At 64.8% G+C, this 16124-nt stretch carries 15 protein-coding genes and 1 tRNA gene; 12 read left to right on the top strand and 4 right to left on the bottom strand.

Annotated elements, in window-relative coordinates:
* Positions 1–7: 7 nt before the first annotated feature.
* From Q0C64_RS04135 to Q0C64_RS04125, 3 genes are read left to right on the top strand one after another with little or no spacing between them, the layout of a single operon-like run.
* Complete coding sequence (locus Q0C64_RS04135; protein WP_294121023.1) at positions 8–1189, top strand: VWA domain-containing protein; 1182 nt, start codon at positions 8–10, stop codon at positions 1187–1189.
* Positions 1189–1698, top strand: a complete 510-nt coding sequence (locus Q0C64_RS04130; protein ID WP_294121022.1) for a hypothetical protein — start codon at positions 1189–1191, stop codon at positions 1696–1698. The genes Q0C64_RS04135 and Q0C64_RS04130 overlap by 1 nt, the downstream gene beginning before the upstream one ends.
* Before the next feature lie 10 nt (positions 1699–1708).
* Positions 1709–2602 (top strand): DUF817 domain-containing protein, encoded by an 894-nt coding sequence (locus tag Q0C64_RS04125; RefSeq protein ID WP_294121021.1) that lies wholly within the window; start codon positions 1709–1711, stop codon positions 2600–2602.
* Here Q0C64_RS04125 and Q0C64_RS04120 read toward each other — a convergent pair.
* Together Q0C64_RS04120 and Q0C64_RS04115 are read right to left on the bottom strand one after the other, a co-directional pair.
* Positions 2544–3740, bottom strand: a complete 1197-nt coding sequence (locus Q0C64_RS04120; protein ID WP_294121020.1) for a DUF1343 domain-containing protein — start codon at positions 3738–3740, stop codon at positions 2544–2546. The two genes, Q0C64_RS04125 and Q0C64_RS04120, sit on opposite strands and share 59 nt — an antisense overlap.
* Positions 3737–4258: a DOMON-like domain-containing protein gene (locus Q0C64_RS04115; protein WP_294121019.1), complete on the bottom strand. Its 522-nt coding sequence runs from the start codon at positions 4256–4258 to the stop codon at positions 3737–3739. The genes Q0C64_RS04120 and Q0C64_RS04115 overlap by 4 nt, the downstream gene beginning before the upstream one ends.
* A gap of 116 nt (positions 4259–4374) precedes the next feature.
* On the opposite strand from Q0C64_RS04115, the gene tyrS reads away from it, so the two are divergent.
* Positions 4375–5598 (top strand): tyrosine--tRNA ligase, encoded by a 1224-nt coding sequence (gene tyrS, locus Q0C64_RS04110; RefSeq protein WP_294121018.1) that lies wholly within the window; start codon positions 4375–4377, stop codon positions 5596–5598.
* A gap of 83 nt (positions 5599–5681) precedes the next feature.
* Here the strand turns inward: tyrS and recG are convergent, their stop codons facing one another.
* Positions 5682–7739 (bottom strand): ATP-dependent DNA helicase RecG, encoded by a 2058-nt coding sequence (recG, locus tag Q0C64_RS04105; protein ID WP_294121017.1) that lies wholly within the window; start codon positions 7737–7739, stop codon positions 5682–5684.
* A 100-nt stretch (positions 7740–7839) separates the two neighbouring features.
* On the opposite strand from recG, the gene Q0C64_RS04100 reads away from it, so the two are divergent.
* Together Q0C64_RS04100 and mfd are read left to right on the top strand one after the other, a co-directional pair.
* Positions 7840–8100, top strand: coding sequence for a succinate dehydrogenase assembly factor 2 (locus Q0C64_RS04100; protein ID WP_294121016.1), 261 nt, complete (start codon positions 7840–7842; stop codon positions 8098–8100).
* The gene (mfd, locus tag Q0C64_RS04095) at positions 8097–11591 is read left to right on the top strand and encodes a transcription-repair coupling factor (RefSeq protein WP_294121015.1); all 3495 of its coding nucleotides are present in this window, start codon (positions 8097–8099) and stop codon (positions 11589–11591) included. The genes Q0C64_RS04100 and mfd overlap by 4 nt, the downstream gene beginning before the upstream one ends.
* On the opposite strand, the gene Q0C64_RS04090 is transcribed toward mfd, so the two are convergent.
* Complete coding sequence (locus Q0C64_RS04090; protein WP_294121014.1) at positions 11588–12427, bottom strand: EAL domain-containing protein; 840 nt, start codon at positions 12425–12427, stop codon at positions 11588–11590. The two genes, mfd and Q0C64_RS04090, sit on opposite strands and share 4 nt — an antisense overlap.
* A gap of 104 nt (positions 12428–12531) precedes the next feature.
* On the opposite strand from Q0C64_RS04090, the gene Q0C64_RS04085 reads away from it, so the two are divergent.
* The 6 genes from Q0C64_RS04085 (at position 12532) to Q0C64_RS04060 (ending at position 15993) form a co-directional block, all read left to right on the top strand.
* Positions 12532–13347, top strand: coding sequence for an NAD kinase (locus tag Q0C64_RS04085; RefSeq protein WP_294121013.1), 816 nt, complete (start codon positions 12532–12534; stop codon positions 13345–13347).
* Between the two features lie 87 nt (positions 13348–13434).
* Positions 13435–13509: transfer RNA gene (locus tag Q0C64_RS04080), tRNA-Asn, on the top strand.
* A gap of 217 nt (positions 13510–13726) precedes the next feature.
* Positions 13727–14068, top strand: a complete 342-nt coding sequence (locus Q0C64_RS04075) for a hypothetical protein (protein ID WP_294121012.1) — start codon at positions 13727–13729, stop codon at positions 14066–14068.
* On the top strand, positions 14065–14304 hold the full coding sequence (locus Q0C64_RS04070) for a hypothetical protein (RefSeq protein ID WP_294121011.1): 240 nt from the start codon (positions 14065–14067) through the stop codon (positions 14302–14304). Before Q0C64_RS04075 ends, Q0C64_RS04070 begins: the two co-directional genes overlap by 4 nt.
* Positions 14297–15469, top strand: a complete 1173-nt coding sequence (locus Q0C64_RS04065; protein WP_294121010.1) for a site-specific integrase — start codon at positions 14297–14299, stop codon at positions 15467–15469. Before Q0C64_RS04070 ends, Q0C64_RS04065 begins: the two co-directional genes overlap by 8 nt.
* A gap of 341 nt (positions 15470–15810) precedes the next feature.
* On the top strand, positions 15811–15993 hold the full coding sequence (locus Q0C64_RS04060) for a helix-turn-helix domain-containing protein (RefSeq protein ID WP_294121009.1): 183 nt from the start codon (positions 15811–15813) through the stop codon (positions 15991–15993).
* Positions 15994–16124: the final 131 nt, after the last annotated feature.

Raw genomic sequence — 16124 nt, 5'->3', positions numbered from 1 at the left:
CGGGACCATGTTCATCGGTTTCGTCGAAGCGCTGCGCCGCGGGGGCATTCCCGCCTCGCTGAAGGAGCATTTGCTGCTCCTGGAAGCGATGGACGCCGAGGTGATCGCTGCGGAGCCCGAGCAATTCTATTACCTCGCCCGGGCGACCTTCGTGCATGACGAGAGCCAGCTCGACCGCTTCGACCGGGTGTTCACCGAAGTGTTCAAGGGGCTGATCGCGACCGGCGGCGAGGAGCTCAAGACCGAAATCCCCGAGGAATGGCTGAAGCTAGTCGCCGAAGCCTATCTCACCCCCGAGCAGATGGAGGAGATCAAGAGCCTCGGCAGCTGGGAAGAAATCATGCAGGCGCTGAAAGAGCGGCTGGAAGAGCAGAAGGCCCGCCACCAGGGCGGCAACAAGTGGATCGGCACTGGCGGCACCTCGCCCTTCGGCCATGGCGGCTACAATCCGGAAGGGGTCAGGATCGGCGGTCCCGGACAGCATGGCCGTGCAATCAAGGTGTGGGAGAAGCGCGAGTTTCGCGATCTCGACGGGACGCAGGAGCTGGGCACGCGCAACATCAAGGTGGCGCTTAGGCGGCTAAGGCGCTTTGCCCGCGAAGGCGCGGCCGAGGAGCTCGACCTCGACGGGACGATCGACGGCACGGCGCGGCAGGGCTGGCTCGACGTCCAGATGCGGCCCGAGCGACACAATGCGGTCAAGGTGCTGCTGTTCCTCGACATCGGCGGGTCGATGGACGGGCATGTGAGGGTGGCGGAAGAGCTGTTCTCGGCCTGCAAGAGCGAGTTCAAGCATCTCGAGCATTTCTACTTCCACAACTGCATCTACGAGGGCGTGTGGAAGGACAATCGCCGCCGCCACGTCGAGAAGACGCTGACCCATGACGTCATCCACAAGTTCGGCCGCGACCATAAGCTGGTGATTGTCGGCGATGCGTCGATGAGCCCCTATGAAATCACCCATGCCGGCGGCTCGATCGAGCATATGAACGAGGAAGCGGGCGCGGTGTGGCTGAAGCGGCTGACCGACACCTATCCGAGCGCGGCGTGGATCAACCCGACGCCCGAAGCCTATTGGGGGCACTCGGCCTCGACCGCGATCCTGAAGCGGCTGATGGACGAGCGAATGTACGGCCTCACCCTCGACGGGCTCGACGAGGCGATGCGCGAGCTGAGCCGGAAGCGGTGATGGCGCGCGAATGCGGCGGCTGCACGCTATGCTGCAAGCTGATGGTGATCCCCGAGCTGGCCAAACCCAAGGATGTGTGGTGCCAGCATTGTGCGATCGGTGAAGGATGCAACATCTATGACCAGCGGCCGGGGAGCTGCCGGGACTTCAACTGCGCCTGGCTGATGTCCGAGGGCCTGCCCGACCATTGGTACCCGGCGCGCTCGAAAATGGTGCTGGCGAATGAACTCGATGGACGGCGGATCGCGGTCCATGTTGACCTGTCCCGGCCCGACGCCTGGCGGCAAGCGCCGTTTTACGATGAGTTGAAGCAGCTGACGGCGGGCGGTGCGCGCCAGGTGGTGATCTATGTCGGGGCCCGTGCGATTGCGCTGCTTCCGGACCGCGAGATCGACCTGGGGGAATGCGCCGAGACCGACCGGATCGTGACCTACCAGCGCGTCGGGCCGAACGGCGCCGAATGGCATGCCGAGAAGGTCGGCAAGGACGATCCGCGCTTTGCCAACTGAGCCGGAAACGATGATCCGCCACAGCCGGTTCGCCTATGTTCGCGAGCAGTTGGAGCGGGCTTCGGTTTCGCCGGGCTGGCCGGGGTGGCTGTTCGAATTTTCGGTATTCGTGTTCAAGCAAGGGTGGGCGTGCCTGTTCGGCGCGCTGATGCTGGCGGCATTGCTGGCGACCCATTTCTGGTGGCCCGTCGACGCTCCGATCCAACGATACGACGCTTTGACCATCTACGCCGTGCTGGTGCAGGCGGCGATGCTATCATTTCGGCTCGAAACGCCGCGCGAAGCGTCGGTGATCCTCATCTTTCACGTCGTCGGGACGATCATGGAATTGTTCAAGACCGCGGCCGGAAGCTGGGTCTATCCGGAGGCGGCGGTGCTCAGGATCGGCGGCGTGCCGCTGTTTTCCGGCTTCATGTATGCCGCGGTTGGCAGCTATCTTGCGAGGGTCTGGCGCGGGTTCGACTTTCGCTTCACCTTCTATCCGCCGCGGTGGGCAACTTGGCTGCTGGCGGTCGGCATCTACGTCAACTTCTTCGCGCATCATTGGGTGGTGGACATGCGCTGGGCGCTGTTCGCGTTCACTGCTTTGCTGTTTTGGAAATGCTGGGTCTGGTTCCGTCCGCTCTCGGCCTTTAGGTCTATGCCCTTGCTGGTCGGCTTCGGGCTGGTGGCGCTGTTCATCTGGTTTGCCGAGAATCTCGGCACGTTCGCGAGAGCATGGACCTATCCCAGCCAGAATGACGGGTGGCACATGGTACCAATGACCAAGCTCGGCAGCTGGTACCTGCTGATGATCATTTCATTCGTGCTGGTGTCGCTTGTGTCGCCGATCCGAAAGCCCGAAATCAGTAGAGCAAGTAGGGCCGGCGGTCCTCTTCCCACGCCCGCTCATCCGGCAGGGTGATGGCATCGAGGTCGCCGGGTTCGGCGCTGAGATCGTCAACCCATAAGCGCAGCAGCGGCGAGCCGTTGATGACGTCGATCGGCAGCTTCCCAAATGCGTATTCGTAAGGGAAATCGCGCCAGATCTCGTAATCGGGGAAGAGCTTGCGGATCGCCTTGAAGGCGAGCGACTGCAGCCGCCACGGCTTGAAGGCCTGGTGATCGTAGAGATCACTCTCAGCGTGGATTTGAACCCCGCTGCACAGCTGGCCGACATGCTTGTGGAAGGTCGGCTCGAACGAGATGTCGCGCAGGATGCAGCCGTTGAGCCATTGCGGGGCGGTTTCGTGCATGATGCCGATGATGGCGCGAGCGTCGATATCGGGCGCGCCGAACAGTTCCAGCGGGCGGGTCGTACCCCTGCCCTCGCTCAAGGTCGTGCCCTCTAGCATCACCGTCCCGGCATAGCAGCGCGCCATGTTGAGATTGGCGGCGTTGGGCGACGGATTGACCCAGATGCGGTCGGCCGGCCAGCCGAAACCGGGACCCTCGTCGGGCCGGTAATTCTCCATCTCGATCACCCGATAGTCGACGTCGAGCTTGAAATGGTCGACGAACCAGCGGCCAAGCTCGCCGAGGGTAAGGCCGTGGCGCATCGGGATCGGCCCGGCGCCGACGAAGCTTTCCCAACCCGGACGCAATGTCAGCCCCTCGATCGGGCGACCGGCCGGGTTGGGCCGGTCGAGCACCCACACCTCCTTGCCATGCTCGGCCGCAGCCTCAAGCATGTACAAAAGCGTGGTGATGAAGGTGTAGATGCGGCAGCCGAGGTCCTGCAGGTCGATCAGCACCACATCAGGGGTCGACATCGACTGGCCGGTCGGGCGGCGGACCTCGCCGTAGAGGCTGAACACCGGGATTTCATGGACCGGATCGATGAAGTCCGGGCTCTCGACCATATTGTCCTGCTTGTCGCCGCGAAGGCCATGCTGCGGGCCGAAGGCGGCGGTGATCCTGATCCCCATTTCCGCCAGCGCGTCGAGGCTGTGGGTCAGATGATAGGTGACCGAGGCCGGATGGGCGACCAGCGCGACGCGCTTGCCCTCCAGCGGTTTGCGCAGTTCCGGATCGACCAGCAGCCGTTCAACCCCCAGCATCATTCCGCGCTTACTCCATCCAGCAGCAAGGACCGCACGGCTGCGGCGTGAAAATCGGGCTTGCCCGGTGCGAAGCTGGTTGACCAGTAGCCGATGGTGCCGCCGAGCTCTTCTACCACCGCAGTCAGGCCGACCAGGACAGGATTGGGAAACTCAGTCCTAATCCCAACAGCGAACTGCAAAATATTGTTTTCCTGATAAACTTCGGATTCAATTTGCGCGTCAATATTGCGCATCCCTGACCGGTAATCATCGAACTGATAGGCGGCCCATTGGCCCGAGGGCGAGAAATTAAACTCGCGATAGGAGGTGCCCTCGCCCGCAACAAACAGCTCGAAACAGGTAGTCCGCCACAGATTGTCGGCCCGTTCGGGCTCAGCGGGCGGCGGAATAACCAGCTTCGAGATATCGCCGCGCAGCTGGAAGATGGCGACAGCGCCGTCATCCATCCGCTCAAGCTCGGCATCGATCGACTGGATCGCGCCGGCTGGAGCATCGGGATGGCGGTAAAGGCTGGGCATGCTTCACCCCCTATCGTCATTCCCGCGAAAGCGGGAATCCCGATTTTCTTCGAATGGGAAGAAAAGAAGCGGGACCCCCGCTTTCGCGGGGGTGACGAGATGGTTAGAGCGTCAAAATGAGTTTCCAATCTTCCCTCCTCCGCCTGCTCGACGAGCGCGGATATATCCACCAGGCGACCGATGGCGCGGGTCTCGACGCATTGGCGTCACGCGGGGCGGTGACCGGCTATATCGGCTTCGACGCGACCGCGCCGAGCCTGCATGTCGGCAGCTTGGTGCAGATCATGATGCTGCGGCGGATGCAGCAGGCCGGCCACAAGCCGATCGTGCTGATGGGCGGCGGGACGACCAAGATCGGCGACCCCAGCGGCAAAGACGAGAGCCGCAAGCTGCTGACCCATGAGGTCATCCAGGCCAATATCGCCTCGATCCGCAAGGTGTTCGAGCATTTCCTGACCTTCGGGGACGGCCCGACCGACGCGATCATGGTCGATAACGACGAATGGCTCGGCCAGCTGGCCTATATCGACTTGCTGCGCACCGTTGGCCCGCATTTCACCGTCAACCGCATGCTGACCTTCGATTCGGTCAAGTTGCGCCTCGACCGCGAACAGCCGCTGACCTTCCTGGAGTTCAATTACATGATCCTCCAGGCCTATGACTTCCGCGAGCTGTCGCTGCGCCACAAGTGCGTGCTTCAGCTCGGCGGGTCGGACCAGTGGGGCAATATCGTCAACGGCGTCGACCTTGCCCGGCGCATGGATGGCACGGAACTCTACGGCGTCACTACACCGCTGATCACCACTGCAGACGGCGCCAAGATGGGCAAGACCGCGAGCGGAGCGGTGTGGCTCAATGCCGACCAGCTGTCGGCCTATGATTATTGGCAATTCTGGCGGAACACGGCCGACGCCGATGTCGTCAAATTCCTCAAACTGTTCACCGACCTGCCGCTTGAGCGGATAGGCGTGCTGGCGAAACTCGAGGGCCAGGCGACCAACGAGGCGAAGATCGCGCTGGCCAACGAGGCGACGGCGATGCTCCACGGGCGCGAGGCAGCCGAGGCCGCGGCGGAGACCGCGCGGCGGACCTTCGAGGAAGGTGCGGCCGGCGGCGATTTGCCGACGCTTGCCGTACCCGAGGGCAGCATCGGCGTGGTCCAGGCGCTGACTGGGCTTGGCTTTGCCGCCTCCAATGGCGAGGCGCGGCGCAAGATCGGCGAAGGCGCGGTCAAGCTCAACGGCGAGACCGTCAGCGATCCGATGCTAGTGATCGAGATCGCCGGCGAGCCGGTCAAGCTCAGCCTCGGCAAGAAGCGGCATGGGTTGCTGACCAGATAGTTCTCCCGCGAAGGCGGGAGCCTAGACCAGCGCCGCAAGCGCTGCCTTTGGCAGCGGACTGGGCCCCGGCCTTCGCCGGGGAACTATCCGCCCCTGATAAGTTCCACCGCCGCGTCTCTTTCGAACAGGTATAGGCACAACCGGGCCGCCTGGCCGCGTTCGCTGGCGAGGCCGCCGTCGCGGTCGAGCAGCAGGCGGGCATCGCCCTGGGCAATCGGCGCCAGCTCGGCGACATCCTCCGGCGATGCGACCTTGAATTCGATGTCGCCCGACTGGCGGGTGCCGAGCATTTCGCCCGGCCCACGCAGCTTCAGATCCTCCTCGGCGATGCGGAAGCCGTCATTGGTCTCGCGCATCAGGGCAAGGCGCGCCCTGCCCGTCTCGGTCAGATTCTGGCCGCGAAGCAAGATGCAGCGGCTGGCCGCCGCGCCGCGCCCGACCCGGCCGCGCAACTGGTGCAGCTGGGCAAGGCCGAAGCGCTCGGCGCCCTCGACGATGATCAGCGAAGCGTTGGGGACGTCGACCCCGACCTCGATCACCGTGGTCGCCACCAGCACGCCGAGATCGCCATTGGCGAATGACGCCATGACGTCATCCTTGTCCGGGCCCTTCATCCGGCCATGGACCAGGCCAACCCGATCTTCGCCGAATCGGAATCGCAGCAGCCGCGCCCGCTCCTCGGCCGCGGCGGCATCGACTGCCTCGCTCTCCTCGACCAGCGGGCAGACCCAATAAGCCTGGCCGCCGGCCGCTAGGTGCCGCCCCAGCCCGTCAATCACATCGGATAACTTCTGGTCGCTGATCACCAGCGTTTCGACCGGCGTCCTTCCGGGCGGCATTTCGTCGATACGGCTAACATCCATTTCGCCATAATGAGTCAGAGTCAGGGTCCGCGGAATGGGAGTCGCGGTCATCGCCAACAGGTGCGGCGGCCGCTCGGCCTTTTCGGAGAGAAGCAACCGTTGCGACACGCCGAAACGGTGCTGCTCGTCGATCACGATCAGTCCGAGCTTCTGATAGGCGACATGCTGCTGGAAGATCGCGTGCGTGCCGACGAGGATATCGATCGAGCCGTTGGCGAGGCCCATCAGCACCGATTCCCGCGCCCGGCCCTTCTCGCGGCCAGTGAGAACGGCAATGCGCACCCCGATTGCCTCGCACTGGCGCTGCAGCGTGGCGTGGTGCTGCCGGGCGAGGATTTCGGTCGGGGCGAGCATCGCCGCCTGGGCGCCGGCCTCGACCGCCTCCAGCATCGCCAGCAGCGCGACCAGTGTTTTGCCCGAGCCGACGTCGCCCTGGAGCAGGCGCAGCATCGGCCGGTCCTGCGCCATGTCGCCGCGAATTTCGCCGATCACCCGCTGCTGCGCGCCGGTCAGCTGGTAGGGCAGTTGCAGCTTGCCGCTGAGCCTGCCGTCACCCTGGAGCGGCACGCCCTTCTTGCGCCGCGCCACCTGGCGAAGCAGCATCATGACCAGCTGATTGGCAAAAATCTCGTCGTATGACAGACGTTTGCGGGCGTTAGTCGCGGCAGGATCGGAATGTATTTCGGCCAGCGCCGCGCGCCATGCCGGCCAATGGTCACGCGCCAATTGCGACGGTTCGATCCATTCGGGTAGCTCCGGCGCGCGTTCGAGCCCGGTCAGCGCCAGCTCGCGCATACGCTTGTTGGAAATGCCCTCGGTCAGGCCGTAGACCGGCTCGCGCAGCGCCACCTCGCCGGCCTTGGCCGGCTCCAGCACTTCGGGATGGACGATCTGCCACTCCTGCCCCCATTGGTCGAGCTTGCCGATGACAGTGCGCTTCTCGTGGAGCGGCAACTGCTTCTTCGCCCATGCCGGGTTATTGAAGAAGGTCAGCGTCAGTGTGTTGTCGTCGCCGTCGCGGGCATAGATGCGCAAGGGCGCCTTGCCCGTTCCGGCACGGACCTGGACCGGCACGACGTCAAGCACGACAATGCGGCCCAGCAAGGCCTGACTGGCATGCGGCGCGCGGACGCGGTCGATGGTCCCAGTCGGCAAATGATAGGCAAGATCGATGGCGCGGGTGAGGCTGAGGCGGGCCAGCGCCTTGGCGATACCCGGCCCGACGCCCTTCAGCGCCTCCACTTCGGCAAACAGCGGATTAAGCAGGTCGGGGCGCATTGGTGCGACCCTAGCGGGGAGGAACGCAACTGCCTACATGGGCCGTGTGAGCCCGCTGCGAATCCGCCGCGGGTCAATTTGCGTTGGAGGTCGGCGAGTCGTGGATGAGGTTCTCAGGGCGCTGAAATACCGTGCCTGGCATCGCGGGACGCGCGAGGCCGACATGATGATCGGCGGCTTCTTCGAAGCGCACCACGCAGGCTGGGACGCGCATGAACGCGCGCTGTTCGCAGCGCTGCTGACCGAGCAGGACGTCGACATCATGGCCTGGGCAATCGGCACGCAGGACGTGCCCGAGCGCTACCAGGGGCCGATGATGGATGCGCTGAAGCGGCTGGATTTCATCAAGGTGAGCAAATGAGCGAGCCACTGAACCGCATATTGAAGGCCGGGGCGCCGCTGACCCTGGCAGGCGTGCCGGCGGGGTTCCTGCCGTGGCTGGCAGCGGACCTGGCGCGCGCAGCGCATGGCACGGGCGATGGCGGACGCGCCGTCGTCATCGCGGCGGACGAAGCCGCAATGCGCGCGCTGCAGGACACGGTGCCGGTGTTCGCGCCCGACGTGGAGGTGCTGAGCTTTCCGGCGTGGGACTGCCTGCCCTACGACCGCGCCTCCCCGGCCCTCAGGGTCATGGCCGAGCGGCTGGCGGCGCTGGAGAAGCTGCAGGGGAAGCGCAAGGGCCCGCAGCTGCTAATGACCACCGCCAATGCGGTCACCCAGCGCATCCTGACGCCGTTCCGCATCCGCCAACTGACGCGGACGCTGGCCGAGGGTGAGCGGATCGAGCGCGACCGGCTGGTCGAGCAGTTAGTGGCGATCGGCTACCAGCGGACCGACGCCGTCCATGATGCCGGCGAGTTCGCCGTGCGCGGCTCGATCGTCGACCTGTTCCCGGCCGGCGAGGACCAGGCGATCCGGCTCGATTTCTTCGGCGACGAGATCGAGACGATGCGGCGGTTCGACCCGGCCGACCAGCGCAGCACCGGGACGGCCGGGACCTTCACCCTGATGCCGGCGAGCGAAGCACTGCTCGACGAGGAGACGGTCAAGCGGTTCCGCGCCCGTTACCGCGAGCAGTTCGGCGCAAACGCCACCGGCGACCCGCTCTACCAGGCGATCAGCGACGGGCGGCGGCTCGCGGGGATGGAGCATTGGCTGCCTTTGCTCGAGGAGAAGCTTTCAACGCTGTTAGATCATTTGGGCGAGCATGACGTCATCGTCCGCGATGCGAACGCCGACGGGGCCCTGGAGGCGCGGCACGAAGCGATCGAGGATTATTTTGCCAACCGCGAGAAGGCGATGATCGCCGAGCCGGGCAGCTACCGGCCGCTGGCGCCGTCGGCACTGTACCTGTCGAGCAAGGAATGGCGCGGGGCGGTCGAGGAACGGCCGATCCATCTCGCCACCCCCTTTTCGCAGCCGGCCAGCGACAAGGTCATCGACTTCGGAGTCGACGGGCCGCGCGATTTCGGCGCCGAACGGGCGCAGGGCGCCAATGTCTATGAGGCGGTCGCCAAGCACGTCGCCAAGCTGCGGAAAAACCAGAAGAAGATCGTGCTGGCGAGCTATACGACGGGCGCTCGCGAGCGCCTCGCCGGACTGCTCGAGGATCATGGCCTCAAGAGCCTGAAGCTCGCGGCAAGCTGGCAGGAAGCGCTGGGGGCACGGACCGATGCGGCGCTGATCGTGCTGCCGCTCGACCATGGCTTTGCCGGGCCGGAAGTGGCGGTGCTGACCGAGCAGGACATGCTCGGCGACCGACTGGTCCGCCGCAAGAAGCGCCGCAAGAGCGCCGACGCCTTCCTCGCCGAGCTGGCCGCGCTGACGCCCGGCGACCTGGTCGTTCACATGGAGCATGGCATCGGCCGCTACGAAGGGCTGACGTCGGTGATGGTCGGCAAGGCGCCGCACGATTGCGTCGCCCTTAGCTACGCGGGCGGCGACCGGCTCTACGTGCCCGTCGAGAATATCGACGTGCTGACCCGCTATGGCGGGGCTGGAGATGGCGCCAACCTCGACCGGCTGGGCGGCGAGGCGTGGCAGCGGCGCAAAGCGCGGATGAAGGAGCGGATCCGCGAGATCGCCAATGAGCTGATCAAGACTGCCGCGATTAGGGCGACCCGGCCTGGCCAGGTGGCCGAAGCAGACGCGACCCTGCCCGAGTTCGTCGACCGTTTCCCCTATGAGGAGACCGACGACCAGGACCGGGCAATTGCCGAGGTGCTGGAGGATCTGGGCAGCGGCAAGCCGATGGACCGGCTGGTGTGCGGCGATGTCGGGTTCGGCAAGACCGAAGTAGCGCTGAGGGCGGCGTTCGTGGCGGCGATGGCGGGCTACCAGGTGGCGCTGATCTGCCCGACCACGCTGCTGGCGAGGCAACATCATCGCAATTTCGTCGAGCGGTTCCAAGGATTTCCGGTCGAGATCGGGCGGCTGTCGCGGCTGGTCCCGGCGGCGGAGCAGAAGGCGACGAAAGAGCGGCTCGAGCAGGGCAAGGTCGATATCGTCATCGGCACCCACGCGCTGCTGTCGAAATCGATCAAGTTCAGGAAGCTGGGCCTGGTGATCGTCGACGAGGAGCAGCATTTCGGGGTTGCCCACAAGGAGAAGCTGAAGGCGCTCAAGGAGGACGTCCACGTCCTGACGCTGACGGCGACGCCGATCCCACGCACCTTGCAGATGGCGATGTCGGGGCTGCGCGAACTCAGCGTGATCCAGACCCCGCCGGTCGACCGGCTGGCGGTGCGGACTTATGTCGCGCCGTGGGACGCGGTGGTGATGCGCGAGGCGCTGCTGCGCGAACATTATCGCGGCGGGCAGAGCTTCCTGGTCGCGCCTAGGATCGCCGACCTCCCCGACCTGGAGGAATGGCTGCGCGAGGAAGTGCCCGAGGTGAAGGCGGTCACCGCCCATGGGCAAATGGGCGCGGGCGAGGTCGAGGAGCGGATCAGCGCTTTCTACGACAAGCGCTACGACGTCCTCCTATCGACGACGATCGTCGAGAGCGGCCTCGATATCCCGTCGGCCAATACGCTGATCGTCCACCGCGCCGACCGGTTCGGCCTGGCCCAGCTCTACCAGCTCCGGGGCCGCGTCGGCCGCGCCAAGACCCGCGCCTATGCCTATCTGACCACGCCGCCCGACCGGGCGCTGACCGAGGGGGCGGACAAGAGGCTGCAGGTGCTGGCCAATCTCGACAGCCTAGGGGCCGGATTCCAGCTTGCGAGCCATGACCTCGATATTCGCGGCGCCGGAAACCTGCTCGGCGACGAACAGTCGGGCCACATCAAGGAGGTCGGCTTCGAGCTTTACCAGTCGATGCTGGAGGACGCGATCCTCGAGCAGAAGTCGGGCGCGGCGGAGCGGCGCGAGGAGTTCATGCCGCAGATCAACGTCGAGGCGCCAATCCTCATCCCCGAACATTATGTGCCCGACCTCGACCTTCGGATGGGCCTCTATCGCCGGCTCGGCGAGCTGGAGGACCGGCAAGGCGTCGAGGCCTTCGCGGCCGAGCTGATCGACCGCTTTGGCAAGCTGCCGGAGGAAACGCAGAATTTGCTGCAAATCGTTGAAACCAAGACCAATTGCAAAAAGGCGATGATCGCCAAGCTGGATGTCGGCGCCAAGGGCGCGGTGGTGACGTTCGCGCCGTCGGGCTTCCCCGATCTGCCCGGACTGCTCGACTATGTCGCCAAGCTGAAGGGCGCGGCCAGGCTGCGGCCCGACAGCAAGCTGGTGATCAGCCGCGAATGGCCGACCGGCGAATCCCGATTGCAGGGCGCACTGCAAATCTCGCGCGGGCTGATGCGGGTGCTGGCGGCAAGCGAGAAGAAGGAGCTGGAGCCGGCCTAGGCGGCAGCGGTGCGGGCGGAAGCGGCGACGAAGCGTTTCAATTCGGCCTCATCGAGCGGCTGGGCACCGAGGAAGCCCTGGTAGAGGTCGCAGCCCCATTCCTCGAGCAAGTGAAGCTGGGCGATATTCTCGACGCCCTCGACGACCACCTTGAGGCCAAGCTCGCGGGCGAGGCGGATCATCGCCTTGACGACAATCCGGTCGCGGGTGCCGCCGACGATGTGGTTGATCAGGCCGCGGTCGATCTTGATCGCGTCGATCGGGAGTGAGGTCAGATAGGCGAGGCTGGAGTAGCCGGTGCCGAAGTCGTCAATGGCGATGCGGACACCGGCGGCGCGCAGGCGGGAAAGCCGGCCCGCCACTTCGAGGCTGTCGGCCATCAGGCTGCTTTCGACGATCTCGACGGTGATCTGCTCAGGGATGAGGCCGGCATGGGCAATCTCGGCCAGCAGCCATTGCTCATAGCCGGGGCGGTCAAGGTCACGCGGCAAAAGGTTGATCGACAGATGCAGTTCAGAGAGGGGCCCGGTCCAGGCGCCGGCGGTGCGCAGCGCCTTGCGCTGGATGGCACGGGAGAGGCGCTCGGCGAGGCCCGTGGTTTCGGCGCGGGCAAACAGCTCCTCGGGGCTTTCGGCGCCGCTCCAGCGGGCCAACGCCTCGACGCCGAGGATGCGGCCACTGGCCGGCTCAATCTGCGGCTGGAAGCGAAGTTCGATGCGGTCGCGGCGAATGGCCTGCTCGAGGTCGCGGTCGTTCAATGGCAAAGCGGGCGCCGAAACCTTGCGGTCCGACACCCGCCTGCCCCCGAACCCTGGCCATTTGAGCCAATTACGCATGGTGGGGACTTAGCCCCGGCCAGCCTACCCGACCAAGGCGCCAATCGGGCGCGTGCCCAATCGGGACAGTGGCGCTTTCCGGGCAATGCTCTATTTTGATGCGCGTGAACGTCGCCCGCCCCTCGCCCGCCACGCCCGAGCGCGACCTCGCCGCGCACGGCATCGCGCTGGTTGCCTCGCCGGGCGAAGCGGCGAAATCGGCCGAGGCGCTGCTCCGCCGCCGCTACAGCTGGGCGGAGGAAGACAAAGCGGAAACGTTGGTCGCGCTGGGCGGCGACGGCTTCATGCTGCAAACGCTGCACGCGATGCTCGAGGACGGCGAAGCGCGCCCGGTATTCGGCATGAACCGCGGCACGTTCGGCTTCCTGATGAACGAGTGGCGGCTGGACCGGCTGTTCGAGCGGATCCAGGGCGCCAAGCAGATCCGGGTCGCCCCGCTGACGATGGAAGCGACCAATATCCGGGGCGAAACCTGGGTCCATCCGGCGATCAACGAAGTGTCGCTGCTGCGCGAGACGCGCCAGTCGGCGAAGATCGAGATCAGCGTCAATGGCCGGGTGGTGATGCCGGAGCTGGTCGCCGACGGCGTGCTGGTGGCGACGCCGGCGGGATCGACCGCCTATAATCTTTCGGCGCATGGCCCGATCCTGCCGCTGCAGGCCAAGATGCTGACGCTGACCTCGATCAGCCCGTTCCGCCCGCGCCGCTGGTCAGGCGCGATCCTGCCGGACGATGTTTCGATCCGGCTGAAGGTGCTGGAAGCCGACAAAAGGCCGGTGGCGGCGGTCGCCGACCAGTTCGAGGTGCGCGAGGTGTGCACGGTTGACGTCACGCTCGACCGGGAACGGTCGCTGACCCTATTGTTCGACCCCGAACATGCCCTCGACGAGCGCATCGCGATGGAGCAATTCGCCCACTAACCGGACATTCAGATTTTCCGTGGCAAAAGCGCGCTGTAGGCGCTTGCAACGGACGATTAGGGCGTTATAGGCGGCGGCGCATCCTGTTCCCCGATAGCTCAGCGGTAGAGCTCTCGACTGTTAATCGAGCGGCCGTTGGTTCGAATCCAACTCGGGGAGCCACCCTTCCTTTCGCTGCTGTTCGCCACTGGCCACTAGCGCGATGAATTATCATCAGAAAACAGCCATTTTCGTGTGCGCCACTGTGCGTTGACATTCACGCCCGTTCGGCTTACGAGTGTGGGACTTTCTGTTGGAAACAACTGAAAGCAAAGAGCGGGGCGACCCGGCGTTAGCGCGCCGAGCCACCCCTGACCGCAACCGTCGCTAGGAGACGATCATGGCTAACGATACTCTAGAGAATACACCGGCACCGGCTAGCCCCGACATGCGCCTGATAGCCGCGGCGTGGATTGACCGCTTCGAAGCCTTGGGTGGCATCTTTGCACGCGATCGGTCGCGCTCGCTGGAGATAACCGGCTGCAGCATGGGCTATCCGATGCCCTACGTCTGGAATCCGCCCGCCCGAGACAATCCCATGCTTCCGCCTAGCGAACAGCTGTTGGACCGGTCGCATCACGAAGGCGCGATCAAGGTGCTCTTCAGCCTGCTTACGCTCACGCCTGGCTTGAAGCGCGCGGTCTATGAAGTTGCCGAAGAGTTCGGGGCGGTGCTGTCATGATCGCCTATGTCGACGAAGCGCCGGAAATCGAGCTGCACGGCCGTCACTTCAAACTTACGATCGCCAGCGGCAGCGAGCGCGCCGAATTCATGCTCACCGAAAAGGCGTTCCGCCTGATGAAGGCGTATTGCTCCCAGGCCGAGGCGAAGCGCATCCTCGCCGACATGGAAGCCCGGGAAAAGGTAGTGGAGTTCCGAAGGACGCGGAAGGCGAAACGGGAGCGGGCCGATGGGTAAGCTGAGCGCAGCCGGAGTTAAGGCGCTCTTGGAGAAGCCCGGGAGATACAGCGACGGCGACGGGCTGATCCTGTTCGTCCGATCGCCCGGGCAGGCCTCATGGGTCGCCCGAGTGCAGCACAACGGCAAGCGGCGCGACTATGGCATCGGCAGCGCCAAGCTGTTCAAACTGACCGAGGCGCGCGACCGGGCGTGGGAGGTACGCCGCGCCCTTGCCGACGGTCGCGACCCGCGTACGCTCTGGAAGCAGCCCGAGGCGCTGGTGATCACGTTTCGGGACGCTGCCGACAAGTTCCTCGACCATCGCGAGGGAAAGGTTGGAGGCAAGAGGCTTAAGCAGGGCTCGTCGCAGCTGACCGCCTACGCCTTTCCCGCGCTAGGCCGGCTGCAGGTGCAATCGATCGACGCGGACCGCATTGCCGACTGCCTACGGCCAATCTGGACAACGAAGCCCGAGGTTGCTCGCCAGGTCCGCCGGCTGATCGTCGACATATTGAGCTATGCCAGGCCGGACGCTGGCCACTTCGAGGCCACGCTGACAAAGGCGATCGGCCAGCGCCTCCCCAAGCAGCCGGCGAAGGGCAACTTCGGCGCCCTGCCCTACCAGGACGTGCCGGCGTTCATGGAACGGCTTGAACCGAAGACCGGCATTGCCGCGCTCGCGCTCCGGCTTCTGATCCTTTGCGCCAGCCGCAGCGGCGAGATCCGCGGCGCGACGTGGGATGAAATCGACTTGGAGCGAGCCGTCTGGACGATTCCGGCCGAGCGGATGAAAATGCGCAAGCCGCACCGCGTTCCGCTTTCGGGCCAAGCGCTGGCCGTGTTGCAAAGGGCGGCGGAGGTTCGGCGCACTGGCTCCAAGCACGTCTTTCCCAATGGCAAGGGCGTTGCTCTGTCCGACATGGCGCTGACCAAGACGCTGCGCGACATGAAGATGGATTGCACGGCGCATGGCTTCCGCAGCTCATTCCGCGACTGGGCAGCCGAGCAGACGTCGGTTGCAGGAGAGATCGCCGAGGCTGCGTTGGCGCATGCGGTGTCGAACGCCGTGGAGGCGGCTTACAAGCGGACCGACTTCTTCGATCGCCGTCGCGAGCTGATGAACGCTTGGGGGCGATTTGCGAACGGTGAAGGCAGCGCGGAGGTCGTCAAGCTCAAGGCTTAAACCTCATGTCGACGTGAGGTTTCAAACGTCCCGTCGACGGGACACTCTGAGCTTGTTCTCCAAGGCAATGTTCCCGCCGGCGGGAAGTTTCAAATGTTCGCGACGTCGCGAAGTTTCGAAAGTAACCGACGTCGGTTAGCTCAAGTCTTTTCGGCGCCTGAAAGTGTCACGGCGCCGTGACGTTTCGACGCGACTTATCCACAGAAAAAGTTTTGCACCGGTCCGTGGCCAAGTGAAATTCTCGCTGTTTTCCGTGCGTTCCATTCGGCACCAGCGGACCTAACGCCCTCGGAAAATATGTGACTAATAGGAACCCGTCCTTTTGAAGACGGGAGCATTCCATGAACAACTCTCCAAAGATTGCCTACACGGTGCCCGAGGCCATGAGCGCTATCGGAATCGGCCGGACATTTCTCTATCGCTTGGCAAAACAGGGGAGGCTCGACTTGCGCCGGGTCGGCGGGCGCACGCTCGTCACCGCAGCCTCGCTGCAGCGCCTGATCGACGAAGCCGAGGTTGCCTAGCACCTGACCGTCGAAGGAGGGTGCCATGGGCGACGTCGTCCGATTTCCGAGGGTGTTGCTGCGCAAGATCGCGGTGCAGCAGACGCGCGACGGCTGGCTAGCCCAGGTCGTCGGCTTTGACCCGCGCTTCT

It is taken from the genome of Sphingomonas sp. (assembly GCF_023266535.1).
Taxonomy (GTDB): Bacteria; Pseudomonadota; Alphaproteobacteria; order Sphingomonadales; family Sphingomonadaceae; genus Sphingomicrobium.
Note: the sequence above shows the minus strand (reverse complement) of the source record. Positions and strands in the feature narration are given on the sequence as shown.